The sequence below is a fragment of the uncultured Sphingomonas sp. genome (genome assembly GCF_913776855.1).
GTDB lineage: Bacteria > Pseudomonadota > Alphaproteobacteria > Sphingomonadales > Sphingomonadaceae > Sphingomonas.
In genome coordinates this window covers 15,891-39,151 of the sequence record NZ_CAJYQD010000013.1, presented here as the reverse complement: position 1 = coordinate 39,151, position 23,261 = coordinate 15,891, and the positions used below count along the sequence as shown (strand labels likewise).

Genomic DNA, 23,261 nt, shown 5'->3' with positions numbered 1-23,261 from the left:
ATCAGTTGGCGGGGTAGCGGGCGGGGTCGGCAAGCGCACGGGCAAGCGCCACGTGCAGGTCGGCATCCTCTGCGGCACCCGACAGGTCGATGTGCGCAAGGTCGTCATTGGGTTTGTGGTAGGGGCCGTCGAGATAGGCGAACAGCCGTTTCATGTCGCTGACCGAACCGGTCGCCATGACGGCGGGGATGCCGCGCTTGCCGAACGCCCAGCCGTCCTGCCGCTGCACCATGATGTTCGCTTCGGTATCGGTATCGACCTTACGGCCGATCGCGCGGGCGGTGGCATCGACGATCGCGTCGATCTTCGGATAATTGCCGCGCCCGACCATTGCCACCGGCATACCGGTCGGGACGATCGCGGCGGTATCGATGTTCAGGTTCGCGACGACCTTCAGCGGGGTGTCGGCGATCGCGGCGGCATAGGCATCGGCGCCCAGCAGGCCCTTCTCCTCGGCCGTGGTCGCGACAAAATAGAGGCTGCGCGCCGGGCGCGGTCCCTTGGCAAGCACCTTTGCCACTTCGATCAGGATCGCGGTACCGCTGGCATTGTCGGCCGCACCGTTGCAGATGCGGTCGGGCGCGCCTTCGGGCCGGCAGATGCCGATATGATCCCAGTGCGCCGACAGCAGGACGGCTTCGTTCGGGCTGGCGGTGCCGGGGATCATGCCGACGATATTGGCGGTGGTGTAGCGCCGGGTCGTGCCGGTCGCGGCGATGTCGATCGTCGCCTTGCCCCGGAACGGGCGGAAGTCGGGGGCAATCGCGGCCTTGCGCAGGTCGGCAGCGGATCGGCCCAGCAGCGTCTCGGCGACGCTCGCCGGAACGACGCCGCTGAAATCGGGGCGGCGCGGCGTGCCGGCGATCGTCGCGCTGGAGAAGCCGTGCGCGATGTCGGTCCATGGCGCCGTTGGCGGCGCGATCAGCAGCACGCCGATGGCGCCGGCGGCCTGCAGCGCGGCATTGCGGTCGGCCGTCGGTACTTGCGGCGCATCCGGGGCCGTTCCCCCCATCACCACCGCGACCGCACCGGCCAGCTTGGTGCCCTTCATCTGATCGGGCGCACCCCGCCCGACAAAGACCAGCGGCGCACGTCGGATGGCGGTAGTCGGTGACAGGCCTAGGCCGGCGATCTGTTCGGCGGTCAGCGTCGTGGTGCGCGATCCCTGTCGCACGACGGCGCTGATCGAACCGGCCTGATGATCGGCCATCGCCACTTCCTGTCGCCAGCGGCCATCCGGCGCGCCGGGCTTCAATCCGGCGTCGGCGAATGCCTGCAACACATAGGCTTCGGCACGATCGCCGCCGGGCGTGCCCGGTTCACGCCCCTCATAGGCATCGCTGGCAAGGATGGCGACATGGTCGCGCAGCATCTGCGGCGTGATCGACTGGGCAAGGACCGGTGCCGTGCTGCAGAGCAGGGCGGCGAGTCCGAGGATCGGGCGGAGCGTCATGCGCCCCACTATCGACCCGAACCGTTACGGGCAAGCGTCAAGGCGCGCGTTGCAGCATCCTACGTGCCATTTCGACCCGAACCGTTACGAGCAAGCGTCAAGGCGCGCGTTGCAGCATCCTACGTGCCATTTCGACGTGCATGTCCTCTATCATGCGATCGTTGAACCGTTCGGCGCCCCCCTGGGCGGCTGCAATCATCGCGTTCGCTTCGTCCAGTTCGGCGGCACTGGGCGAGAAGGCGGTATTGGCGACGGCGACCTGATCGGGATGGATCAGCGACTTGCCGTCGAACCCCATCATCCGTCCCTCCCGGCATTCGCGCGCCAAGCCCTGCGGATCGTTCAGTGCGTTGAATACGCCGTCGATCGCCCAGCCGCCGACGGCACGCGCGGCCAGGATGATCGCCTGCAACGCATGGGCCAACGGACCCCGGCCGGCCCCCAGCGGCAGGCGCAGCGATGCGGCGAGGTCGTTGGTGCCGACCATCAATCCGACGACTCCAGCCGTCGCGGCGATGTCAGCCGCCGCCAGCACCCCCGCCGGTGTCTCGATCATCGCCAGCACGGGAGAGCCTGCAAGCGGCGCAAGCTCGTCCGGCGACTGCACCTTTGGCACGACGGTCAGCGCCACGTGAAGCGTAGCGATGGCGCGAACGTCGTCGGCGAAATGGGGCGTATCGGAGGCGTTGATCCGTACGGCAGCGCAACGCCCGTGGAGCAGTTCCAGCGACACCGGCAACGCATCGCGTGCCGCCGCCTTGTCATCCTCCCTGACTGAGTCCTCCAGATCGAGGACGATCAGGTCGGCGGCCAGTCCCGCTGCCTTTGCGATCATGCTGGGTCGGATCGACGGCACGAACAGAACGCTGCGCGGGGCAAGGGTTATCGCTGGTTCCATGATCCCATCATGCTAGACAGCGTTGGACAAAACACAAGCAGGGGACGTCCGATGCTGTTGGGCCTGATCGCCGCGATCGTTCTGATGGTCGTATTGTACCTGTTCGCCAGCGTGAAGATCGTCACGCAGGGCCATCAATATACGATCGAACATTTCGGCCGCTTCACCGCCGTCGCCAAGCCGGGGTTCAACTTCTACCCCGCCTTTTTCTATCGCGTCGGCCGCAAGGTGAACATGATGGAGCAGGTGATCGACATTCCGGGACAGGAAATTATCACCCGCGACAATGCGATGGTGTCGACCGACGGTGTGGTCTTCTTTCAGGTGCTGGACCCGGCCAAGGCAGCCTATGAGGTGTCCGACCTGTATGTCGCGCTCCAGCAGATCACGACCACCAACCTGCGCACGGTGATGGGGTCGATGGACCTCGACGAAACGCTGTCGAAGCGTGACGAGATCAACGCGCGGCTGTTGGGCGTTGTCGATCATGCCACCAATCCCTGGGGCGTGAAGATCACCCGCGTCGAGATCAAGGACATCCGCCCGCCGGCCGATATCGTCAACGCGATGGGCCGCCAGATGAAGGCCGAGCGCGAAAAGCGTGCCAACATCCTCGAAGCGGAAGGCGCCCGTGCCTCCGAAATCCTGCGCGCCGAGGGGCAGAAACAGGCCCGCATCCTCGAAGCCGAAGGGCGCCGCGAATCCGCCTTTCGCGATTCCGAGGCCCGTGAACGTGCGGCGGAAGCGGAGGCCAAGGCGACGCAGGTCGTGAGCGATGCGATCGAGGCAGGCGGCACGCAGGCGATCAATTATTTCATCGCGCAAAAATATGTCGAGGCGGTCGGCAAATTCGCCACCAGCCCCAATGCCAAGACGATCCTGTTCCCGGTCGAGGCGACCCAGCTGATCGGGACGCTCGGCGGCATCGGGCAGCTTGCGAAGGAAGCGCTGGGCGACAGCAAGCCGTCGACCCCTGCCCCTGCGCAACCGGTACGCGAGCGTCCGGTCGGACCGGTCGAGCAACCGCCGCGATGATCGACAGCGGCTATGCCTGGCTGCTGGCGGCGGTTGCGCTGGGCGTGGCCGAACTGGCGGTGCCGGGCGTCTTCCTGATCTTCATTGCGATCGCCGCCGGGATTACCGGGCTGTTGTCGCTGCTGTTCCCGGCGCTGACGCTCAGCGCCGAACTGGCGGTATTCGGCGCGTGGAGCGTGGTAACGGTGTTGATCGGGCGGCGCTGGTATGCCGACTATCCGATCGACAGCGACGATCCGCTGCTGAACGACCGCGGCGCGCGGTTGATCGGGCAAGTGGTCGTGGTGGTCCAACCGATCGCGGGCGGTAGCGGCCGGGTGCGCGTCGGCGACAGCGAATGGATCGCGCGCGGCCCCGACCTGCCCGCTGGCACGCAGGTGCGGATCGTCGGCGTAACGGGCGCCGTGCTGAGCGTCGTCGCCGACGATTGACGCGGCTGGCGCGGCGCGGGACACAGGGCAGAATAGCCTTACCAAGGATGTCCCCATGGAATTGACCCGTCGCGACTGGATCGCCGGTGCCGCCGCTTCGACCCTCGCCACCGCGCTGCCGGTTCGTGCCCAGGGCAGCGCCGCCCCGGCCGACAAGGCGGCGGAGGCAACGCTGACCCGAATCGCCGACGCGATGCTGCTCGATTCGCCGGAGACTGCCAGCGGCCTCGGCATCGACACCGGCGCCCGTGCGGCGTTGAAGTCGCGGCTGGGCGATCGGTCGGCAGCGGGGCAGCGCCTCGTTGCCGATCACCTGCGAACCCATGTCGCCACGCTGAAGCGGATCGACACCGCGCCACTGTCCCCCGCGACCCGCACCGACATCGACGTGGTCAAGACGGCGTTCGAAACCGCGCTGGACGGCTTCGCCCTCCCCTATGGCGACGTCGCGGTCGGCGGGTGGCGCAATACGCCCTATGTCGTGATCCAGAATGTCGGGGCGTATCTCGACGTGCCGCGCTTCCTCGACAGCGATCACAGCATCGCGAACCGCGCCGATGCCGAGGCCTATCTCGCCCGGCTGGAAAGCTATGCCATACAGCTGGACGGCGAGACGCAGCGGGTGCGCACCGCGCTGGCGATGGGCGTGGTGCCGCCCGATTTCCTGCTCGACAAGACGATCCGCCAGCTCGAACAATCGGTCGCCGGCGAACCGGCAAGCTGGGACATCGTGACCTCGCTGTCGCGTCGGACAAAGGCCATTCCCGGCGACTGGACCGCGAAGGCGACCGCCATCGCGCGCGACCGGGTGAAACCGGCGCTGGAACGCCAGCTCGCCACGATCCGCGCCAGTCGACGGGTCGCAAAATCCGACGCGGGCATGTGGGCGCGGCCCGATGGCGATGCGTGGTATGCGTGGGGCCTGCGCGCATCGACCACCACCATGATGACGCCGGACGAGGTTCATGCGCGCGGCAAGGAGGAACTGGCCGCGCTGCAGGCGCAGATGGACGTGATCCTCAAGTCGTTGGGCTATACCAAGGGCAGCGTCGGTGCGCGGATGACCGCGCTGGGCAAGGACCCGCGCTTCGTGTTTCCCGAAGGCGATGCGGGCCGCGCACAGATCATGGCGCTGGTACAGAACCGCCTGACCGACATCCGCGCCAGGATGCCACGTGCATTCAATACGCTCGCGCCCGGCAATGTCGAGGTGAAGCGCATCCCGGTGGTCGAGGAGGCTGGCGCACCGGGCGCCTATGGCGGCGCGGGATCGATCGACGGCAAGGTGCCGGGCAAGATGTGGATCAACCTGCGCACCACCGAGCTATGGACCCGCTATTCGCTGCCGACGCTCGTCTATCACGAGGCGATCCCCGGCCATGTGTGGCAGGGCGAATATAGCTTCCGCCTGCCGCTGATCCGGTCGCTCTTGCAGTTCAACGCCTTTTCGGAAGGCTGGGCGCTCTATGCAGAGCAGCTTGGCGACGAACTGGGCGCCTATGAAGGCGATCCGGTCGGGCGGCTGGGCTATCTCCAGTCGATCGCGTTCCGCGCGTGCCGGATGGTGGTCGATACCGGCCTGCACGCCAAACGCTGGACCCGCGAACAGGCGGTGCAGTGGTTCGCCACCACCAACGGGTCGGGCATCGAGGAAGTGTCGGGCGAGGTCGACCGCTATTGCTCGTGGCCGGGCCAGGCCTGCGGCTACAAGGTCGGCCATTCGGAGATCAATCGCCTGCGCGAACGGACCAAGGCGGCGCTTGGGCCGCGCTACGACTTCAAGGCGTTCAACGATACCGTGGTTCAGGGCGGCGGGGTGCCGATGACGGTCCTTGGGCGCAACGTCGATGCGTTCATTGCGGGGCGGAAGGGATAGGCGTACTTCCCCTTCCTCAACCCGCCGCACACGTCATTCCAGCGCAGACTGGAATCTCCCGCGACTCCTGCCTCGCTCTACCCGCGAGAGACCCCAGCCTGCGCTGGGGTGACGGGCAAGGATTGCTCGTTGGCGCCATCCACCGCCACCCGCCGCCGCGGCAGCGCTTCGGGCATCTCGTCGCGGATATAGGCCAGCATCCCCTCGCGTAGCGAACAGCGCAGGTCGAACGCGCGTGCGGCGTCCGATGCGGTGGCGAGGATGCGGACCTCGATCGCGTCCGGCTTGGTATCGGTCACCTGCAACACATAGGCCCGGCCGTCCCACAACGGATCGGCTTTGACCAGTTCCTCGAACCTGGCCCGCAGGCGGGGGATGTTGGTGGTGGGATCGAGCCAGAAGAACGCCGATCCCAGCAGCCCGCTGGTGGTGCGGGTCCAGTTCTGGAAGCTCGATTCGAGGAACTTCGATACCGGCACGACCAGGCGGCGTTCGTCCCACAGGCCGACCACGACATAGGTCAGGCGGATTTCCTCGATCCGGCCCCATTCGTTCTCGATGATGACGACATCGTCGATGCGGATCGGTTCGGTGAACGCCATCTGCACGCCCGCGATGATGTTCTTGAGCGCCGGCTGGGCGGCCGCACCGACCGCGAGACCGGCAAGACCCGCCGATGCCATCAGCGTCACGCCGATCGACCGGATGCTCGGGATCGACAACAGCATCAGGCACACCGTGACGAAGCCGATCGCGATGATCGCGATCCGTCCGAGAATGGCGCTGCGCGTCCGTCGCCGCCGCGCGCGCAGATTGTCCGCGACGGTGATGTCGGTGGCGACCTCGATCGCCTTTACCGATGCGCGGATCATCGCGATCGCGAACCATCCCATCAGCAGCGGTACGACCAGCCCCGCCATCTGCGTCCACAGATCGTCCCAGCGATCCGGCAGGCGCAGCGGACGGCGAACGCTGGCCAGCGCCATCGCGATCAGGATCCAGCGCATCGGCCGCCACGCATGGTCGACATAGACGTCGTCCACCGACCCCGGCGTCCGCGCGGCAAAGCGGCGCAATATGCGAAAGATCGCGGCGTGCAGCACCAGTGCCGCAAGGATCGACAGGGCGATGGTACCCAGATCGACCGCGACCGGCGGAAGGGTGGCGAAGGTTCGTTCCAGCTCGGGCATCACCACCGCCAACACGCTGCGCCGCACCATGTTCCAGACTGCGGCGATCGGGGTCGCAACACTTGGCTTTCCGCCCCCGACCGGCTAGTCTGCCACGCAACCGAAACATTCCCCGAAAGCATCGAACTTTGACAGACGCGACGCTGATCGCCGACCCATCCGACATCGCCCCCATCTCGATCGTGGACGAGATGCGGTCGAGCTATCTCGACTATGCCATGAGCGTCATCGTCTCCCGCGCGCTGCCCGATGTGCGCGACGGGTTGAAGCCGGTGCATCGGCGTATCCTCTATTCGGCGCAGGAAAGCGGCTTCACCGCCGGCAAACCCTATCGCAAGTCGGCGCGCATCGTCGGCGACGTGATGGGTAAATATCACCCGCATGGCGATACTGCGATCTATGACGCGCTGGCGCGCATGGCGCAGCCCTGGTCGATGCGGCTGCCGCTGATCGACGGTCAGGGCAATTTCGGATCGATGGACCCCGATCCGCCCGCCGCAATGCGTTATACCGAAGCGCGTCTTGCGAAGTCGGCGTCGGCGCTGCTCGACGACCTCGACAAGGATACGGTCGATTTCGTCCCCAATTATGACGGGTCGGAACGCGAACCCGCCGTCCTGCCGGCACGATTCCCGAACCTGCTGGTCAACGGTGCCGGCGGCATTGCCGTCGGCATGGCGACCAACGTGCCGCCGCACAATCTGGGCGAAGTGGTCGATGCCTGCCTCGCGACGATCGACCGCCGGGTCGAGGGTGGCGAACCGCTGACCCATGAGGAACTGTGCGAGATCGTGCCGGGGCCGGACTTCCCGACCGGCGCGCTGATGCTGGGCCGTGCGGGGGCGCGCGCCGCCTATGCCGGCGGGCGCGGATCGATCATCCTGCGCTCGCGCCACATCGTCGAGGCGCGCGGCGAACGGCGTTCGATCGTGCTGACCGAAATCCCGTTCCAGGTCGGCAAGTCCGGGCTGGTCGAAAAGATCGCCGAGGCCGCCAAGGACAAGCGGATCGAGGGCGTCAGCGACATTCGCGACGAATCGAACCGCGAAGGCGTGCGGATCGTCATCGACCTGAAGCGCGACGCGACGCCCGACGTGGTGCTCAACCAGCTGTGGCGCCACACCCCGGCGCAGTCGAGCTTTGCCGCCAACATGCTGGCGATCCGGGGCGGCCGCCCCGAACTGCTGAACCTCGCCCAGATCATCGACGCGTTCGTCGGCTTCCGCGAAGAGGTCATCACCCGCCGGTCGAAGTATGAACTGGCCAAGGCACGCGAGCGGGCGCACCTGTTGCTCGGCCTCGTCATCGCCGTCACCAATCTCGACGAGGTGGTGCGCATCATCCGCGGATCGGAAAGCCCCGCCGCCGCCCGTGCCGCATTGCTGGCGCGCGAATGGCCGGTGGCGGAGATCGCGCCCTATCTGAAGCTGGTCGAGGCGGTCGAATCGGACACGAGCGGCGACGTCTATCGCCTGTCCGACCTGCAGGTGCGCGCGATCCTCGACCTGCGGCTGCATCGCCTGACCGCACTCGGTCGCGACGAGATCGGCGAGGAACTGAAGGAACTGGCCGGGTCGATCACCCATCTGCTGGATATCCTCGGCAATCGCGCGAAGCTCTATGCCGTCATGCGGCAGGAACTGGTCGATGTCCGCGCCGAATTCGCGACGCCGCGCCGGACCGAGATCGCGGGCGCTGCCGACGGCATCGACGACGAGGATCTGATTGAGCGCGAGGACATGGTCGTCACCGTCACGGTGCAGGGCTATATCAAGCGGACCCCGCTCGACGCGTTCCGCGCGCAGAAGCGCGGCGGCAAGGGCCGCGCCGGCATGGCGACCAAGGACGAGGATGCGATCACGAACCTGTTCGTGACCAGCACCCACACCCCGGTGCTGTTCTTCTCCACCGCCGGCAAGGTGTACCGCATGAAGGTGTGGCGCCTGCCCGAAGGGGGACCGGCGACGCGCGGGCGGCCGATGGTCAACCTGCTGCCGCTGGCCGCCGGCGAGACGATCTCGACCGTTCTGCCGCTACCGGAGGATGAGGAGCGGTGGAGCGACCTGCACGTCATGTTCGCGACCGGCAACGGGACGGTGCGGCGCAACTCGATGGATGCGTTCGCGAACATCCCGACCGCCGGCAAGATCGCGATGCGCTTCGACGACGACAGCGACGATCGCCTGATCGGCGTGGCGCTGCTGACCGAGACCGACGACGTGCTGCTGGCGACCAAGGCGGGCAAGGCGATCCGCTTCGCCGCGACCGACGTCCGCGAGTTCCAGAGCCGCACCTCGACCGGCGTGCGCGGCATTTCGCTGGGCAAGGACGACCAGGTCATCTCGCTGTCGATCCTGGGCGGGTTCGATGCGACGGCCGACGAGCGCGAAGCCTATCTGAAGGCTGCGCCGTGGAAGGAAGGCGACCGTGAGGTTACCCTGTCGACTGAACGCATGGCCGAGTTCGAGGCGGCAGAGGAATTCATCCTGACCGTCACTGCGAACGGCTTCGGCAAGCGCACCTCCGCCTATGAATACCGCCGTACCGGGCGCGGGGGTCAGGGGATCACCAATATCGTGACCTCCGATCGGAACGGGCCGGTCGTGGCGAGCTTCCCGGCGCATAATGGCGAGCAGCTGATGCTGGTGACCGATCAGGCGAAGCTGATCCGCACCACCGTCGGCGACATTCGCGTCGCCGGCCGCAATACGCAGGGTATCACCATCTTCCGCGTCGGTTTTGGCGAACAGGTCGTGTCGGCCGCGAAGATCGACGAGGACGAGACACCGGAGAACGATGCCGAAGCGATCGTCGCCGAGGAACGCGCGGCGATGCCGGCACCCGAGGGCGATATCCTGCTCGACGACGGCACCGGTCCCGATACGATCAGCGAGGGGGACATCGAGGAATGACCCCCGCCACCGCGTTCAAGGTACTAACCGGCGATCAGATGGCGACGCTGGAGAAGGACGGTAGCTTCGCCGGGGCGCCGGTCGATCTGGCGGACGGCTATGTCCACCTGTCGACCTTCGACCAGCTGACCGAAACGGTCGACAAGCATTTCGTCGGGCAGGATGACCTGCATGTGGCGGAGGTCGACCTGGAGGCGTTGGGTGATGCAGTGAAATGGGAGCCGTCGCGTGGCGGGCAGTTGTTTCCGCACCTGTATGCGCCGCTGCCGCTGAACGCGGTGGTGGCCTATGGGCCGCTGCATCGGGATGACGTGGGCAAGGTCAAGCGGCCGATCGCGGGCTGAAGATCCTCTCCGGGGCGGCGAAGACTCAGGGGTACAATTCCACTGCCTCCGCCCCCTGCCCGACCGCTTCCAGTAACAGCGTCCGGTGGCAATGCGCCGGCTCCCGCTCGAAGCATAGCAGCGCGGACGGCATCTCCGCTGCCAGCCCCAACATGATCGCCGCCTGCGCCTGTGCCTCCGGCAGTTCGAGCTGTTCGTCATAGACCGCGCGTAGCGTCGCGACATCGCCTCTCTTCGCTGCATCGCGCCCGCGCTTCGGCGTGCCAAGCGCCTTCAGATGTACATAGTCGATACCCTGCGTCGCCAGTTCGGCGGCGAGCGACGATTTGGAAAAGCCCGGCCGTCGCGACAGCGGCAGCGCACGGACGTCGATCACGCGACGCACGCCCGCCGCCTGCAACGCGGCGACAAATTCCGCCACGGTCACCGCTTCATACCCGATCGTGTAGATTTTCATGCGTTCGTCCTGCCGTGCCGCCATTCCGTCCATAAAACGATGGTCCACTGCGTACGTTCATTGCCCGTTGTCGTTCGTCCGCCTAGACGCCTGCCATGCAACATGACGTTCACATCATTGGCGGTGGCCTCGCCGGTTCCGAGGCAGCATGGCAGTTGGCGCAAGCGGGCGCGAAGGTCCGCCTGTCGGAAATGCGCGGTGGCGGCGACAATACGCCGGCGCACCAGGGCGACGATTTGGCCGAGCTGGTCTGTTCGAACAGCTTCCGGTCGGACGACGCCGAATCCAACGCGGTCGGGCTGCTTCATGCGGAAATGCGCGCGCTGGGGTCGCTCGTCATGGCCAAGGGCGATGAACATAAGGTGCCCGCAGGATCGGCGCTGGCGGTCGATCGCGACGGCTTTTCCGCCGCCGTGACCGCCGCGCTCGAGGCGCATCCCAACATCACGATCGTCCGCGAACGTGTGGACACCCTGCCCGACAGCGGCATGACGATCGTCGCCACCGGCCCGCTGACCGCGCCGGCGCTTGCCGGCGACATTGGCGGGGCGACCGGCGCGGAGGCGCTGGCGTTCTTCGACGCGATTGCACCCATCGTCCATTTCGATTCGATCGATATGGACGAGGCATGGTTTCAGAGCAGGTGGAACAAGGGAGAGGGCAAGGACTACATCAACTGTGCGATGAATCGCGAACAGTATGAGGCCTTTCACGCCGGACTGATTGCCGGCGAAAAGGCCGAGTTCCGCGAGTGGGAGAATGTTCCCTATTTCGAGGGCTGTATGCCGATCGAAGTGATGGCTGAGCGTGGGCTGGACACGCTGCGCTTCGGCCCGATGAAACCGGTCGGACTGGACGATCCGCGCACCGGGCGCTGGCCGCACGCCGTGGTGCAGCTGCGACAGGACAATGCGTCCGGCACCTTATGGAACATCGTCGGGTTTCAGACCAAACTGAAGCATGGCGAGCAGGTGCGGCTGTTCCGGACCATTCCGGGGCTGGAGAATGCCGAGTTCGCCCGGCTGGGCGGGCTGCACCGCAACACCTTCATCCGTTCGCCCGAGCTGCTCGACCCCACGCTGCGGCTGAAGGCACGCCCGCATCTGCGCTTTGCCGGGCAGATGACGGGATGCGAAGGCTATGTCGAAAGCGCCGCCGTCGGGTTGATGGCCGGTCGCTTCGCCGCCGCCGAACTGGCGGGCAGGGAATTGGCCCCACCTCCAGTCGAAACGGCGATGGGGGCGCTGCTGCACCACATTACCGGCGCGGCGATCGCGGAAACCTATCAGCCGATGAACGTCAATTTCGGACTGATGCCGCCGATCCCCGGCAGGACCAAGAAAGCCGATCGCAAGAAGATGTACACGGCACGGGCGCGCGAAGCGTTCGGCGAATGGGCGGAGGCGTCGCTCTAACGCTGGGTCAGGTTGAGGGCGAGGAAACTGACCCCCGCCCCCAGCATCAACAACCCGAACCCGCCGATCGCACCATAGACCGGTCCCCACGCGGCAAAGGCGGCGGGAAAGGTCAGCGCGACCAGCATCCAACCGCCGCGTCGTCGCCACGCGATGTCGATGCGTGACCAGCGGTGGCGATGCCGATCGCTGGCCAGCGCGAGCAACGCGAACGCGCCGAGTGCAGTGGGGAGTGCGAGAACGATCATTCGGCCGGTGCCAGGTTGGAGGGGACGATCCGGGCGTCGCGAGCGGGCCGCCGTGCCCTCGGGCGGAAACGATGCACCCGCCACGCCGCGAAGCCGAATCCGGCGCCAAGCGCGAGGAAGGTCAGGTCGGCCCCGGCCAGCACCCAGTCGCCCGTCCCAATGGTCGTGAACAGTCCGGTGGGCAGTGCGACGATATTGTAGAACGGCAGCGCGATCAGCAACGCCGCCTGCGCCGTCAGCAACTCGACCCACGCCCGTGCCGGACGTCGTGCCAGCGCATAGAGGAAGATCGCGGCCCAGCCTGCGAACATCGCGTTGATCTCCGCGTCGGCACGCGCGGCAAGGCTGGTCGGCAGCAACCGGTTGGCCCAGAGATACAGCGTCATCGCAAGGGGAAAGCCGGCGACGAAGCCGATATTCAGTCGCTCGACCAAGCGAAAGCCAAACGGCGGACGCGCGGGGTTCGGCAACCGTTCGCGACGCTTGACGGTCCATAGCACCAGCCCGCTTGCGACCATCAGCGATCCCGCGATGCCGCATAGGAAATACAGCCAGCGCATGGGATAATCGCCGAACCGTCCGGCGTGCAGGCCGACCATGACCCCCTGCGTCTCGACCGCGCCGCCCGGCGGCGGAGCCTGCCACAGCATCCGTCCGGTCACGCCATCATAAGCGATGCTGGGGCTGCGTGCCGACAGCATCGACGTGCCCGATCGGGTGAGCGTGATCCGCGCCGCCGCATCGCCGGGGTTCAGCACGGTGATATAGCCAGCCGTACCGCCCATCCGACGCTCCGCATCGTGCAGAACCGGGATCAGCTTCGTCAGCGGCGCCGGACGATCTTGCCGCTCGACCATGGGAGCTTCCGGGAACACTGTCGCATAGAGTTTTGATTCGTCACTGTAATTGGCGACGATTGCCCATGGCATCAGCATCGCGATCAGCGTGACGAGGCCGGTATAGGTAATCATCAGATGGAACGGGAGCGCCAGCACGGCGGTCGCATTATGCCCGTCGAGCCACGATCGCTGCCCCTTGCCCCGCCGCAGGGTGAAGAAATCGCGGAAGATCTTCTTGTGGGTCACGATGCCGGTGAAGATGGCGACCAGCATGAACATCGCGGCGATGCCGACGATCCAGCGCGCCCAGAAGACCGGCATGTAGTGCAGATCGAAATGGAAGCGGTAGAAAAAGTCGCCGCCCCGCGTTTCGCGCGCGCTCCCCTCCTGCCCGTCGCTGCCGATAAAGGCGCGGGTATCGCGCCTGCCGCGTCGGCCGCGCTGTTCCTCACCTGGCTTGACCTGCGGGACCCAGAACAGCTCTGCGCCGGCGCTCTGCGTCGTGGGCACGGTGATGAACCAGCTCTGCGCATCGGGCGCCTTGCGCGACAGGAACGCCACAGCACCTTCGACGACGCGGTCGGTATCGTCGATGCGTGCCAGTTCGGGCCGGGCCCAGCGGTTCAGCGCCTCGCGCCAATAGGCCGACGTGCCCGCGACGAACACCGCGAACAGCAGCCAGCCGAGCAACAGCCCCGACCAGGTGTGCAGCGTCGACTGCGACTGGCGAAATCCCTTGCTCATATCCGGCCCCCGAGCCCGACCGATACCCAGCAGATGGCACCTGCCGCGCCGCCCAGGACGACCAGCGTCCACAGCGCCCGCCAGCCGCTGCGCGCCGCATAGGCCCACATCGCCGCCAGCGCGCACAGCAGCAACGCGACCAGCGCGGCGGCGACCGTCGCCTGCGCGGGATCGCCGGGCAGGATGCGGGCCAGCGCCATCGACCACAGGCTCGCCACGGCATAGCCGACCGGCAGCGCGGCGATCAGCCGCAGCGCGTTGTCGCCGATCCGCCGCCACAGCACATGGCGCACCTGCCCGACAGCGCTCACGGCAGCGTCACCCGGATGCTGGCGAACACGGTGCGCGGTACGCCGTAATAATTGCCACGTCCGGTCGAAGAGATGCGCGCATAATAGCTGCGATCGAACAGGTTGCTGACGTTGACGGCCAGCGAAAGGCGTTCGGACAGCTTGTACCCGGCGCGCAGGTCGGCGACGGCATAGGCCCCCTGCCGCACGATGGTCGACCGCGTGCGTAGCGTGCCGTCGGCGTTGTAGAATGCCGGGTTACCGCTCCATGTCGCATCGAACCACGTGACGCCCGCGCCGACACTGGCGCCGGCCAGTGGTCCATCGACCGGTTCGTAATTGGTGAACAGCTTGACCATGTGTTCAGGTATTACCGGCAACAGGCTCAGTCCCTCCAGTACCGGATTGGCATCAGCCACGTATTCCGTGCGTGTAAAGCTATAGCCGCCATTCACCCGCCATCCGGGCAGGATCTCACCGCTCGCCTCCGCCTCGACGCCGCGCGCACGGACTTTGCCCGTCTGGAACACCAAGGTCGGAGTGTTGGGGTCATTGATGATGCGATTATTCTGGGTGATCTGATAGAGTGCCGCCGACAGCAGCAATCGCTTGTCCATCAGCGACAGCTTGCTACCCGCCTCATATTGATCGCCGATCAACGGTTCCAGCGCCCGTCCGTCGGGACGAACACGGCCGGGCGAGGATTGCGGCGTGAAGCTGTCGGCATAGCTGGCATACAGGTTTAGGTCGGACGTTACGTCCCACACCACCCCGGCGTAGGGGGTAAAGCGTTCGTCGAAACCATAGCGCGTCGGGAGCGGAATTGCGCCGCTGGCGACCCGCGTCGTCGTAACGGTCGTGTCCCACCACGTCATGCGTCCGCCGCCGACCAGCGTGACCCCGGCGATCGGGCTGAGCCGCAACTGGCCGTAAAGGCCATATTGCTCGACCTCGGTCGCGGAGCCGCCATAGACCTGCGTTACTGGGCCGTTCGGCCCCTGAAACGCCGGTAACGGACCATAAGGATCGAGCGGCGGTTCGGCGGGTGACACCGGATTGAAGGCGTCGATCTGCGCATAGTTCGACAGGCGGGTGAAATCGGACGTCGCCGAAGTCGCCTGATAATCAACGCCCAGGATCAACGTCTGTTCACGTCCAAAGACAGGAAAGCTTCCTACCCCATTGAAATCGAACGATCGGGTCTGCATCGCGCTGTCGCCGCGATAGGCGATATGGTTGGTGCGGCCGTTGGTCGGCGTAATCGGCTGGTTGCCGATATAGCTGTAGATGTCGATACGATCGATGTCGGTCAGCATCCCCGTGGCGCGCAGCGTCCAGCGATCGCTGATGCGGTGGGCCAATTCGACGAAGCCCGACCAGCTTTCCGACCGGAACCGGTTCCAGTCGGCACCGAGATAGGTCGAGCGGCGAACATCGAGCAGCTTCCCCTCGCTGCCATCGGCACCGCCGATATAGCCGGGCAGTCCCGACTGGATCGCCGGCTTGAACAGGTCGTAATTGCCGCCGACGGTCAGCGTCGTGTTATCGCCGATCTCGGTATCTGCCACGCCGAACGCGGCGAAGCGATAGCGATGGGCGACGTCGAAGAACTGGTCCTGATCCTGCACCATCGCGCCCAGCCGGACGCCTGAGCGATCATCGAGTGGTGTCGACACGTCGACTTCACCGCGGAAATTGCGGTAGCTGCCATAGCCGGCCAGTGCGCTGACCTGACGCGTGTCGAGCGGGCGCTTTCGGACCAGATTGATGCTGCCGGCCGGATTGCCCGCGCCGCTGAACAGCCCCGCCGGACCGCGCAGCACCTCTACCCGGTCATACAGTAACAAGTCGGGCACCACCGCCGGGAAGGCGAAGGCGAAGGTCGGGACACCATCTACCAGATAGTTGTTGATGGTGAAGCCCCGCGACAGATAGGACGGGTCCTCGCTGCCGATGCCGGTGATGGTCACGCCGTTGGTGACGGTCAGCGCGTCCTCCAGCGTGAACAGATTGCGCTGCTGTAACTGTTCCTGGTCGATCACGGTGATCGTGTTGGGCACGTCCTTCAGCGGGGTCACGGTCTTGCCGACCGCCCGACCATAGCTCTTGCCGACAACGACGATTTCTTCGCCGCGCTGGCCCTCCGCAGCTTCGTCCAACACCGGTTCAGCCATCGCCGGCAGTGCGGGGAGGATCAGCGCCGCCATGCCGGCCAGCGCCCTCAATCGTACCGAATGCTTCACCTCGCCCCCTGTTGCGAATCAATTTCAATATGACGGGTCTCTATCGGCATGATTCCGATAATGCAACGCTATTGAGACCTACTCGCATTATTACTATCGTGGCTTAAGAGGGCGGCAGGCTGTGCTGCCGTACAGGAGAAGAGTGATGCGAGGATTGGTCCTGTTGATCGCGTTGGCCATGCCGACGGTGGCAAGTGCGCACGAAGTCTGGGTAGAGCGCGAGGGCAACGGCCCGGCACGCATCTATCTGGGCGAACCGGCCGAACCCTTGCCGGTTGGTGGCGATCCCGAGTTCAAGAACCTCGTCGCACCGACGATCGTCGGACAGGCCAGGGTTCGGCAGGTCCGTCGCGCAGGCTTCATCGAAGCGGTGGTCGCGCCGGGCGATGTTCGCGTGACCGATGATTCGGTGTTCAAGCCGTGGGGCGAGGTTGGGGCGAAGGAAGGCGTCGTCTATTATGCGCGCGCCGGTCGCAGCCAGCCGGGTACGCGCATGGCATATGAGATCGCGCCGTTGGCCGCAGGGGCAAACCGCTTCGCGCTACGCCATGCAGGCAAGCCGGTCGGCGGCGCCAAGCTGACGCTGGTGACTCCCGACCATCGCAGCCTCGAGCTGACCGCCGGTGCCGACGGCACGGTCACCGTGCCGGTCGCGGGCAAGGGCCGCTACCTCCTGAGCAGTGCGCAAGTGGAAACCGGCAAACTGCGCGTCGCCGGCGGCCCGGTCGACAAGCTGCACCATATCGCTACCACGACCTTCATCGTGCCGTGATTGGTCAGGCGGCGGGAAGCGATCCCGCCGCCCCTCCCCTCAACGGACCGGCAGCGTGAACGGTGCGGCGGGCAGGTCTTCGCCGTCGAACAGGTTGACGAACGGCGCATCCGACCAGGCATAGCGGACGCGGGTCACATCCGGGCGGTTGGCGCCGGGCAGGACCACCGTATCGCCCTGCACCGTGCCGTCGACGAAGCTGCAACTCGTGCTGGCGCATCGTTCGAACCCGATTGCCGACGCACTGCCATAGCGTTGCAACCCGCCGGTCACGTTGCGGAACCGGACGACGATGTCGCTTCCCTGCCGGACCGCTTCGAAAGCTTCCGGACCGCTGCGCAGGCCGGGCTGGCGATAGGCGACAACGCGGGCGAGCCGGGCGAGGCGTTCGCCCACGACCTTTTTCTGCGCCGGATGGATGTCGAACCGGTCGCCGACGTCGATCGTGACGGCGAGGCCGGCATTGGCATCGGCGGCAACCGCTTCTGCTTCGGCCTGACGCAGCGCCGCCCAGCCCGAATCGATCGGCACGTTCTGCGGCTTGCCGAACGCGGTCAGCTGCACGACGAAGAACGGCAGGTCGCTCTGGCCGAACGTCCGCCGCCAATCGGCCATCAGGTTGGTCATCAGCCCGCGATAGGCGCCGGCCTCCCCGGTGTTCGACTCCCCCTGATACCACGCCGCCAGCTTCAGGCCGTAGCCCGACAGCGGTGCGATCATGCCGTTATACAGCGTGGTCAGGCTGTTGGGCACTTCCCATGGCGCCGGTGCGACCTGCGCGTTGCGGACCGGACTGCCGATGCGATAGCGCCACGGGCCGTTCAACGGGACCGTGCCACCATCGCCCAGGCCGATCATGCGGTTGGCGATGTTGGTGAACGCCATCCGGCCATTGGCACCGACCACGCGGACGGCGACGACATTACGACCCGCGCGCAGCACCCCGGCAGGAAATTCATAGTTGCGCCAGACCCAGTCGACGCTGCCCCCGCCGACATAGCGACCGTTGATATAGGTTTCGTCGAACTTGCCTATCGGGCCGAGCTGAATGCGCTTCGCGGCGGCGGCCTGTTCGGCGGTCAGGTCGATGGTGGTGCGCAACCACACCACGCCCTCAAGACCGGCACGATCGGCGGCGGGCAATTGCCCGTCGTCGGCGGGCAGCGTCGTCCAACCGCTGTCGTCGAACGCTGCAGCACGGAAGGCGCGTTCCTTTTTCGCTGCCGGATCGATCGCCTCCCAAGCCTTTTCGCGGCGGGCGCCTTCGCCGGCAACGGCCTTCGCAGGATCGGAACCGAAGGTCGCGACGGTCGCCAGCCGATCCGCGAACCCCGGCAGCCTGCCCAGCGACGGCGCACTGATCCAGCTTTCGATCCGCGTGCCGCCCCATTCGGACGCGATGAAGCCCATCGGCACCTTTTCGGTCGACCGCAACGACCGCGCCATGAAATAGCAGACCGCCGAAGCGTCACCGACGGTTTCGGGCGACACCGCTTTCCACTGCGCGCGCGCCGGCAGTTCGGCGGCGGGCGCGGCGACGCTGGTATCCGGGATCGTGACGAAGCGGAGCTGCGCGTCGCTGGCCGACGGGATGACCTCCAGCCCGGTAGCATGGCGGACCTTGAATTCCATGTTCGACTGTCCGCCGCATAGGAAGACATCGCCGACCAGCACGTCCGACACCTGTTGCGCAGGTGCGGCCGCAGCACCGCCGACCGACAGGGTATAGGGACCGCCCGCCGGCATTGCCGGCAGGGTCGCACGCCATTTCCCGTCAGCGCTTGCAGTCGCCGTCACGCTGCGTTCGCCGAGCTTCACCGTCACCGTCTCACCCGGTGCGGCATTGCCCCATACGGTGATCGGACGGTCGCGCTGCAGTACGGCGTGATCCGCGAAAATATTGGCGAAGCTGGGCGCGGTCGCCTGCGCCTGTACCGGCGCGCTACCCGCCAGCAAAGCGACCGTCAGACCCGCCGCCCATCCCATGACCGAACGCATACCCTCTCCCCGATTCGTTGTGAGCGCTACCATGGCAAAAGCCGGGAGCGGGCGCCATCCACGCAACGCTATCGATCGGACAAGATCGTCAGCCCATGGCCGATCGGGTATCGTCCAACGCGAGTGAGACCAGCGCGTTCATCGCTTCCTCCGCCGCCTGCGCATCACCCGCGACCACCGCGTCGAACACGCGGGCATGATCCGGCACGGGATCGCGCGGCAGGGCGCGTTGGCGCTGCTTGAACTGCGTCGTCCAGTTGACTGCCGCGCCGATGCTGGCGCTGAGCGCGACAAACGTCTCGTTATGGGTGGCATAGATCAGCGCGTCGTGGAAATCGCGATCCGCCGCCCGCCCCGCTTCGGTCGCCAATGTGTGGCGCCGCATCCCGGCGAGCGCGGTCTTCAGCGCCTTGATGTCGTCCTTGTCCCGCCGCTCGGCCGCCAGTCGGGCTACCGCCGGTTCGACGACCGATCGCAGTTCGAACAACCCGCGGACGAACGCGAGGTTCGGCTCCCCCTCGAACGCCCAGGCAAGCACCATCGGGTCGAGGAAATTCCAGCGCCGCCGGGGCAGGACGCGGGTACCGATCTTCGGACGGCTTTCGACCAGCCCCTTGGCGGTCAGCACCTGAACCGCTTCGCGATAGGCGCTGCGCGATACGTCCAGCGCCTCGGCATTGGCGACTTCGCCGGTCAGCAATTCCCCCGGCGCGATGCGCCCCGACACGATCGCCGTACCCAGATAATGCGCGACCGCCCCGCGCAGGCGGCGGCCCGACCCTTTACGCGACGTACCGGCATGGTCGCCCAGCGCCCCGGCCGGCTCCTCCGCCGTCATGGCACGGTCCTCTAGTACATCCTCCCTGCTCACGCCGTTTCCTTCATCTTTGGCATCGAATACCTACCGGGCAGCGGTCTGCCGCTTCCGATTTGTATAACTAATTTCGCCGGCGCGACCATGAGACCGCTTCATCGAATACGCTAGGCACGCAAGAGCCTGCCGTCAAACCGTGCTGTGCAAATCAAAATACTGGGTAGAACAGCCGGCTTTCCGCGATCCGGCAAGCGCATCCGTCGCAGCGCTGCGAAAAGGGCGTTGACCACCCTTCGCCCAGCCAATACCCAGACTAATAGCGGGCGTCAGATACCGCCGTCAGGAGACAAGATGCGGGGATCGACGACAGGGGGCGCGGCCATTCTCGTGCTGGCGCTGCTGGGCGGCAGCGCAGCGTCGGCACAGGTGTGGCGATCGGACCAGGGCGATGGCAGCTACCGCAACCCTGTGCTGTTCGCCGACTATCCCGATCCCGACATCATCCGCGTCGGCAGCGATTATTATTTCGTCACGACGACCTTTGCCAATGCGCCGGGGCTGACATTGCTCAAGTCGCAGGATCTGGTGAACTGGCGGATTCTCAGTCACGTTGTGCCGCGTCTCGACGACCGGCCCGAATACCGGCTGGATGCGGGCCAGGATGCATATCGCCGCGGCCTGTTCGCGGCCAGCCTGCGTCATCATGCCGGGACATTCTACATCGTCGTGACCCCGGTCGGGCAGAATACGCGCATCTATCGCGCGCGCGATCCCCAAGGGCCGTGGACGATGAACGAGCTGGACCGGGCGGCGTTCGACCCCGGCCTGTTCATCGAGGGCGACGGCACCGGCTATATCGCGACGTCGATCGGGTCCGATGGTACGATCCGCCTGCTGAAGCTGGACCGTGATTTTCGCCGGGTCGTCGACGATCGCAAGGTACATTACATCGCGGGGGCGGAAGGATCGAAGATCGTCCGGCGTGGCGGTTTCTATTATCTGTTCAATGCGATCCCGCGCCGGCTCGGCCTGACGGTATCGCGCGCGCGCAGCCTGTACGGACCATGGGAGACCCGGCCGCAGATCGACGATCGCAGCGGTGGGCATCAGGGGGCACTGGTGGATACCGCCGATGGCAAATGGGTCGGGTTCGTAATGCTCGATGCCGGTGCGATCGGGCGGACCACCAACCTCAGTCCGATCTTCTGGCAGGACGACTGGCCGGTCTGGGGCACCCCGGATGCCCCCGGCCGCGTGCCGGCGCGAGCAACGAAGCCGGTCGTCGGCTTCCCCTTCGCCGAACCGGCAACGTCCGATGATTTCTCCTCGCCGCAGCTGGGAGGACAGTGGCAGTGGAACCACAACCCGGACGATCGCCGCTGGTCGTTGTCGGCGCGACCGGGTTTCCTCCGATTGCACCCGACACGGGCCGAAACACTTTGGCGGGCGCGCAACACGCTGACGCAAAAGGCACAGGGGCCGCGCAGCCGGGCAGAGGTGAAGCTCGATATTCGCCACGTCGGTCGGGGCGACCGCTGCGGCTTTGGCACGTTCGGGCAATATAGCGCGACGCTGGCCGTCACCCGCAACGACAAGGGGGCAGCCAGCCTGACGATGGATGTCCTCGAAAGCACCGATACCGGGCCGGTGACCGACCACCGGATGCCGGCGACGCCCTTTGCCGGTGGGGCGCTGTGGATCGCGCTCGACCTCGACTTCACCACCGATCGCGGTCGATTGTCGTACAGCGGCGACGGGGTACGCTGGCAGGCGGCCGGCGGTGACTTCCCCCTCGCCTTCGCATGGCGCACCGGCACGTTCCAGGGCGAGCAGATGGCGCTGTCCTGCTACAATCCCCGTCCCGGCAACGGCTATCTCGACGTGGACAGCTTTACGCTACGCGCGCCACCTGTCGACACCCCATGGAGCAAATGACGTGACCGCAGACATTACCCGCCGCAGACTGATTGCCGGGGCTGCAATCGCTCCGGTCGTCGCCGGCGCAGCCGCAACCGCAGCGCCACGAATCAAGCAAAGCCTCGCCCAGACACCGCCAATGGGCTGGAACAGCTGGAACAGCTTCGCCACGACGATTACCGAAGCGCAGGCGCTGGAGACGGCGACCATCCTGCGCGACCGGTTGCTGCCGGCGGGCTATTCGATCCTCACCATCGACATCCAGTGGTATGAACCCGGCGCCACCGGCTATACCTATCGCGCCGATGCCATTCCGGTGCTGGACGATCATGGCCGGCTGCAGCCCGATCCGAATCGGTTTCCCTCCGCCGCCGGGGGCAAGGGCTTTCGCGCCATCGCCGACCGGGTTCATGCGATGGGCCTGCAATTCGGTATCCACCTGATGCGCGGCATCCCGCGGGAGGCGGTGCGCCGTAACCTGCCCATTCTCGGCACCCGCTATCATGCGCAGGACATTGCCGACCGGACCAGCATCTGTTCATGGAACAGCGACATGTACGGCGTCGACATGCGCCACCCCGCGGCGCAGGCCTATTACGACAGTGTGTTCGCGCAATATGCCGATTGGGGCGTCGATCTGGTCAAGATGGACGACATGAGCCGTCCCTATGACGCGCACGCGCCGGAGATCGAGGCCGCGAGCAAGGCGATCGCCCGTTCCGGCCGGCCGATTCTGCTAAGCCTGTCACCGGGCGAAACCCCACTCTCCAGCGCCGACCATGTGCGGGCACATGCGCAGATGTGGCGGATCAGCGACGATTTCTGGGACGAATGGCCGCTGCTCGATGCGCAGTTCGTCCGGCTGGAGAACTGGCAGCGTTTCGCCGGCCCCGGCGGATGGCCCGATGCCGACATGCTCCCGCTCGGCCGGCTGGCGCTGGGCCAGCGCGATACCAAGTTCACGCCCGCCGAGCAGCGTACCGTAATGACGCTGTGGTCGATTGCCCGGTCGCCGCTCATCATGGGCGGCGACTTGCGCCACCTCGATGCGGCGACGCTCGACCTGCTGACCAATCCGGAGGTGATCGCGGTCAACCAGGCCAGTTCGGCCAATCGCCCGTTGCACGTTCAGGACGGGATGCGGGCATGGACCGCGCGCAGCCCGACTGGGTCGACCTATCTCGCGCTGTTCAATCCGGGCGACAAGCCGTCGCGGCCCGGCGTCGACCTCCGCTGGCTGAAACTGCGCGGGCCCGTCCGGGTGCGCGACCTGTGGGCACGCCGCGACGTCGGGACCGTGAACGGCCGGGTCGAGGCCGATGTGCCGCCGCATGGAGCCGCGCTGTTCCGGCTCGACGGGCCGGCTGCCTAATCTCCTCCCCCCT

19 protein-coding genes are annotated in these 23,261 nt (G+C 66.2%); 9 read left to right on the top strand and 10 right to left on the bottom strand.

Features of this window, described 5'->3' with window-relative positions:
* Position 1: 1 nt before the first annotated feature.
* Both QZ755_RS02855 and QZ755_RS02850 read right to left on the bottom strand, forming a co-directional pair.
* Positions 2 to 1,453, bottom strand: coding sequence for a M28 family peptidase (locus tag QZ755_RS02855; protein ID WP_294319536.1), 1,452 nt, complete (start codon positions 1,451 to 1,453; stop codon positions 2 to 4).
* A 97-nt stretch (positions 1,454 to 1,550) separates the two neighbouring features.
* Positions 1,551 to 2,351 carry a CoA ester lyase gene (locus QZ755_RS02850; RefSeq protein WP_294319534.1) on the bottom strand — a complete coding sequence of 267 codons (801 nt, stop codon included), beginning with the start codon at positions 2,349 to 2,351 and terminating at the stop codon, positions 1,551 to 1,553.
* Positions 2,352 to 2,402: 51 nt separating this feature from the next.
* Between QZ755_RS02850 and QZ755_RS02845 the strand changes: the two genes are divergently transcribed.
* Genes QZ755_RS02845 through QZ755_RS02835 form a run of 3 tightly spaced genes read left to right on the top strand, consistent with a single transcriptional unit; the run spans position 2,403 to position 5,693 of the window.
* Positions 2,403 to 3,386, top strand: coding sequence for an SPFH domain-containing protein (locus tag QZ755_RS02845; RefSeq protein WP_294319529.1), 984 nt, complete (start codon positions 2,403 to 2,405; stop codon positions 3,384 to 3,386).
* Positions 3,383 to 3,817, top strand: coding sequence for an NfeD family protein (locus QZ755_RS02840; protein ID WP_294319527.1), 435 nt, complete (start codon positions 3,383 to 3,385; stop codon positions 3,815 to 3,817). The genes QZ755_RS02845 and QZ755_RS02840 overlap by 4 nt, the downstream gene beginning before the upstream one ends.
* A 55-nt stretch (positions 3,818 to 3,872) precedes the next feature.
* Complete coding sequence (locus tag QZ755_RS02835) at positions 3,873 to 5,693, top strand: DUF885 family protein (RefSeq protein WP_294319525.1); 1,821 nt, start codon at positions 3,873 to 3,875, stop codon at positions 5,691 to 5,693.
* Between the two features lie 77 nt (positions 5,694 to 5,770).
* On the opposite strand, the gene QZ755_RS02830 is transcribed toward QZ755_RS02835, so the two are convergent.
* Positions 5,771 to 6,913, bottom strand: coding sequence for a mechanosensitive ion channel domain-containing protein (locus QZ755_RS02830; protein ID WP_366509154.1), 1,143 nt, complete (start codon positions 6,911 to 6,913; stop codon positions 5,771 to 5,773).
* A 98-nt stretch (positions 6,914 to 7,011) separates the two neighbouring features.
* Here QZ755_RS02830 and gyrA point away from each other — a divergent pair, with 98 nt between their 5' ends.
* Together gyrA and QZ755_RS02820 are read left to right on the top strand one after the other, a co-directional pair.
* Entirely contained in the window at positions 7,012 to 9,795 is a 2,784-nt protein-coding gene (gyrA, locus tag QZ755_RS02825) for a DNA gyrase subunit A (protein ID WP_294319524.1), read from the top strand.
* Positions 9,792 to 10,139, top strand: a complete 348-nt coding sequence (locus QZ755_RS02820) for a DUF952 domain-containing protein (protein ID WP_294319522.1) — start codon at positions 9,792 to 9,794, stop codon at positions 10,137 to 10,139. The genes gyrA and QZ755_RS02820 overlap by 4 nt, the downstream gene beginning before the upstream one ends.
* 25 nt (positions 10,140 to 10,164) lie before the next feature.
* On the opposite strand, the gene QZ755_RS02815 is transcribed toward QZ755_RS02820, so the two are convergent.
* A complete protein-coding gene (locus QZ755_RS02815; RefSeq protein WP_294319566.1) occupies positions 10,165 to 10,596 on the bottom strand; it encodes a DUF488 domain-containing protein in 432 nt (143 codons plus the stop codon).
* Positions 10,597 to 10,691: 95 nt separating this feature from the next.
* Here QZ755_RS02815 and trmFO point away from each other — a divergent pair, with 95 nt between their 5' ends.
* Positions 10,692 to 12,011 (top strand): methylenetetrahydrofolate--tRNA-(uracil(54)-C(5))-methyltransferase (FADH(2)-oxidizing) TrmFO, encoded by a 1,320-nt coding sequence (trmFO, locus tag QZ755_RS02810; RefSeq protein ID WP_294319520.1) that lies wholly within the window; start codon positions 10,692 to 10,694, stop codon positions 12,009 to 12,011.
* On the opposite strand, the gene QZ755_RS02805 is transcribed toward trmFO, so the two are convergent.
* From QZ755_RS02805 to QZ755_RS02790, 4 genes are read right to left on the bottom strand one after another with little or no spacing between them, the layout of a single operon-like run.
* Positions 12,008 to 12,259: a DUF3325 family protein gene (locus QZ755_RS02805; RefSeq protein WP_294319519.1), complete on the bottom strand. Its 252-nt coding sequence runs from the start codon at positions 12,257 to 12,259 to the stop codon at positions 12,008 to 12,010. The two genes, trmFO and QZ755_RS02805, sit on opposite strands and share 4 nt — an antisense overlap.
* On the bottom strand, positions 12,256 to 13,842 hold the full coding sequence (locus QZ755_RS02800) for a PepSY-associated TM helix domain-containing protein (protein WP_294319517.1): 1,587 nt from the start codon (positions 13,840 to 13,842) through the stop codon (positions 12,256 to 12,258). Before QZ755_RS02800 ends, QZ755_RS02805 begins: the two co-directional genes overlap by 4 nt.
* Entirely contained in the window at positions 13,839 to 14,153 is a 315-nt protein-coding gene (locus tag QZ755_RS02795) for a hypothetical protein (protein ID WP_294319515.1), read from the bottom strand. The genes QZ755_RS02800 and QZ755_RS02795 overlap by 4 nt, the downstream gene beginning before the upstream one ends.
* Complete coding sequence (locus tag QZ755_RS02790) at positions 14,150 to 16,375, bottom strand: TonB-dependent siderophore receptor (protein WP_294319514.1); 2,226 nt, start codon at positions 16,373 to 16,375, stop codon at positions 14,150 to 14,152. The genes QZ755_RS02795 and QZ755_RS02790 overlap by 4 nt, the downstream gene beginning before the upstream one ends.
* A gap of 145 nt (positions 16,376 to 16,520) precedes the next feature.
* Between QZ755_RS02790 and QZ755_RS02785 the strand changes: the two genes are divergently transcribed.
* Positions 16,521 to 17,147: a DUF4198 domain-containing protein gene (locus tag QZ755_RS02785; RefSeq protein ID WP_294319513.1), complete on the top strand. Its 627-nt coding sequence runs from the start codon at positions 16,521 to 16,523 to the stop codon at positions 17,145 to 17,147.
* Between the two features lie 39 nt (positions 17,148 to 17,186).
* Here the strand turns inward: QZ755_RS02785 and QZ755_RS02780 are convergent, their stop codons facing one another.
* Complete coding sequence (locus tag QZ755_RS02780) at positions 17,187 to 19,145, bottom strand: sialate O-acetylesterase (protein ID WP_294319511.1); 1,959 nt, start codon at positions 19,143 to 19,145, stop codon at positions 17,187 to 17,189.
* Positions 19,146 to 19,233: 88 nt separating this feature from the next.
* Entirely contained in the window at positions 19,234 to 19,983 is a 750-nt protein-coding gene (locus tag QZ755_RS02775; protein WP_294319564.1) for a FadR/GntR family transcriptional regulator, read from the bottom strand.
* A 327-nt stretch (positions 19,984 to 20,310) separates the two neighbouring features.
* On the opposite strand from QZ755_RS02775, the gene QZ755_RS02770 reads away from it, so the two are divergent.
* Positions 20,311 to 21,894 carry a glycoside hydrolase 43 family protein gene (locus QZ755_RS02770; RefSeq protein ID WP_294319510.1) on the top strand — a complete coding sequence of 528 codons (1,584 nt, stop codon included), beginning with the start codon at positions 20,311 to 20,313 and terminating at the stop codon, positions 21,892 to 21,894.
* A gap of 121 nt (positions 21,895 to 22,015) precedes the next feature.
* Positions 22,016 to 23,248 carry a glycoside hydrolase family 27 protein gene (locus QZ755_RS02765; protein ID WP_294319508.1) on the top strand — a complete coding sequence of 411 codons (1,233 nt, stop codon included), beginning with the start codon at positions 22,016 to 22,018 and terminating at the stop codon, positions 23,246 to 23,248.
* Positions 23,249 to 23,261 lie beyond the last annotated feature (13 nt).

What these genes read in the sequence shown, in the direction of transcription:
- QZ755_RS02775 (WP_294319564.1), bottom strand. Translation starts at nt 19,983, where the DNA reads ATGACGGCGGAGGAGCCGGCCGGGGCGCTGGGCGACCATGCCGGTACG.
- QZ755_RS02855 (WP_294319536.1), bottom strand. Translation starts at nt 1,453, where the DNA reads ATGACGCTCCGCCCGATCCTCGGACTCGCCGCCCTGCTCTGCAGCACG.
- QZ755_RS02785 (WP_294319513.1), top strand. Translation starts at nt 16,521, where the DNA reads ATGCGAGGATTGGTCCTGTTGATCGCGTTGGCCATGCCGACGGTGGCA.
- QZ755_RS02765 (WP_294319508.1), top strand. Translation starts at nt 22,016, where the DNA reads ATGGGCTGGAACAGCTGGAACAGCTTCGCCACGACGATTACCGAAGCG.
- QZ755_RS02830 (WP_366509154.1), bottom strand. Translation starts at nt 6,913, where the DNA reads ATGGTGCGGCGCAGCGTGTTGGCGGTGGTGATGCCCGAGCTGGAACGA.
- QZ755_RS02815 (WP_294319566.1), bottom strand. Translation starts at nt 10,596, where the DNA reads ATGAAAATCTACACGATCGGGTATGAAGCGGTGACCGTGGCGGAATTT.
- QZ755_RS02835 (WP_294319525.1), top strand. Translation starts at nt 3,873, where the DNA reads ATGGAATTGACCCGTCGCGACTGGATCGCCGGTGCCGCCGCTTCGACC.
- QZ755_RS02840 (WP_294319527.1), top strand. Translation starts at nt 3,383, where the DNA reads ATGATCGACAGCGGCTATGCCTGGCTGCTGGCGGCGGTTGCGCTGGGC.
- QZ755_RS02770 (WP_294319510.1), top strand. Translation starts at nt 20,311, where the DNA reads ATGCGGGGATCGACGACAGGGGGCGCGGCCATTCTCGTGCTGGCGCTG.
- QZ755_RS02845 (WP_294319529.1), top strand. Translation starts at nt 2,403, where the DNA reads ATGCTGTTGGGCCTGATCGCCGCGATCGTTCTGATGGTCGTATTGTAC.
- QZ755_RS02805 (WP_294319519.1), bottom strand. Translation starts at nt 12,259, where the DNA reads ATGATCGTTCTCGCACTCCCCACTGCACTCGGCGCGTTCGCGTTGCTC.
- QZ755_RS02800 (WP_294319517.1), bottom strand. Translation starts at nt 13,842, where the DNA reads ATGAGCAAGGGATTTCGCCAGTCGCAGTCGACGCTGCACACCTGGTCG.
- QZ755_RS02780 (WP_294319511.1), bottom strand. Translation starts at nt 19,145, where the DNA reads ATGCGTTCGGTCATGGGATGGGCGGCGGGTCTGACGGTCGCTTTGCTG.
- QZ755_RS02850 (WP_294319534.1), bottom strand. Translation starts at nt 2,351, where the DNA reads ATGGAACCAGCGATAACCCTTGCCCCGCGCAGCGTTCTGTTCGTGCCG.
- trmFO (WP_294319520.1), top strand. Translation starts at nt 10,692, where the DNA reads ATGCAACATGACGTTCACATCATTGGCGGTGGCCTCGCCGGTTCCGAG.
- QZ755_RS02820 (WP_294319522.1), top strand. Translation starts at nt 9,792, where the DNA reads ATGACCCCCGCCACCGCGTTCAAGGTACTAACCGGCGATCAGATGGCG.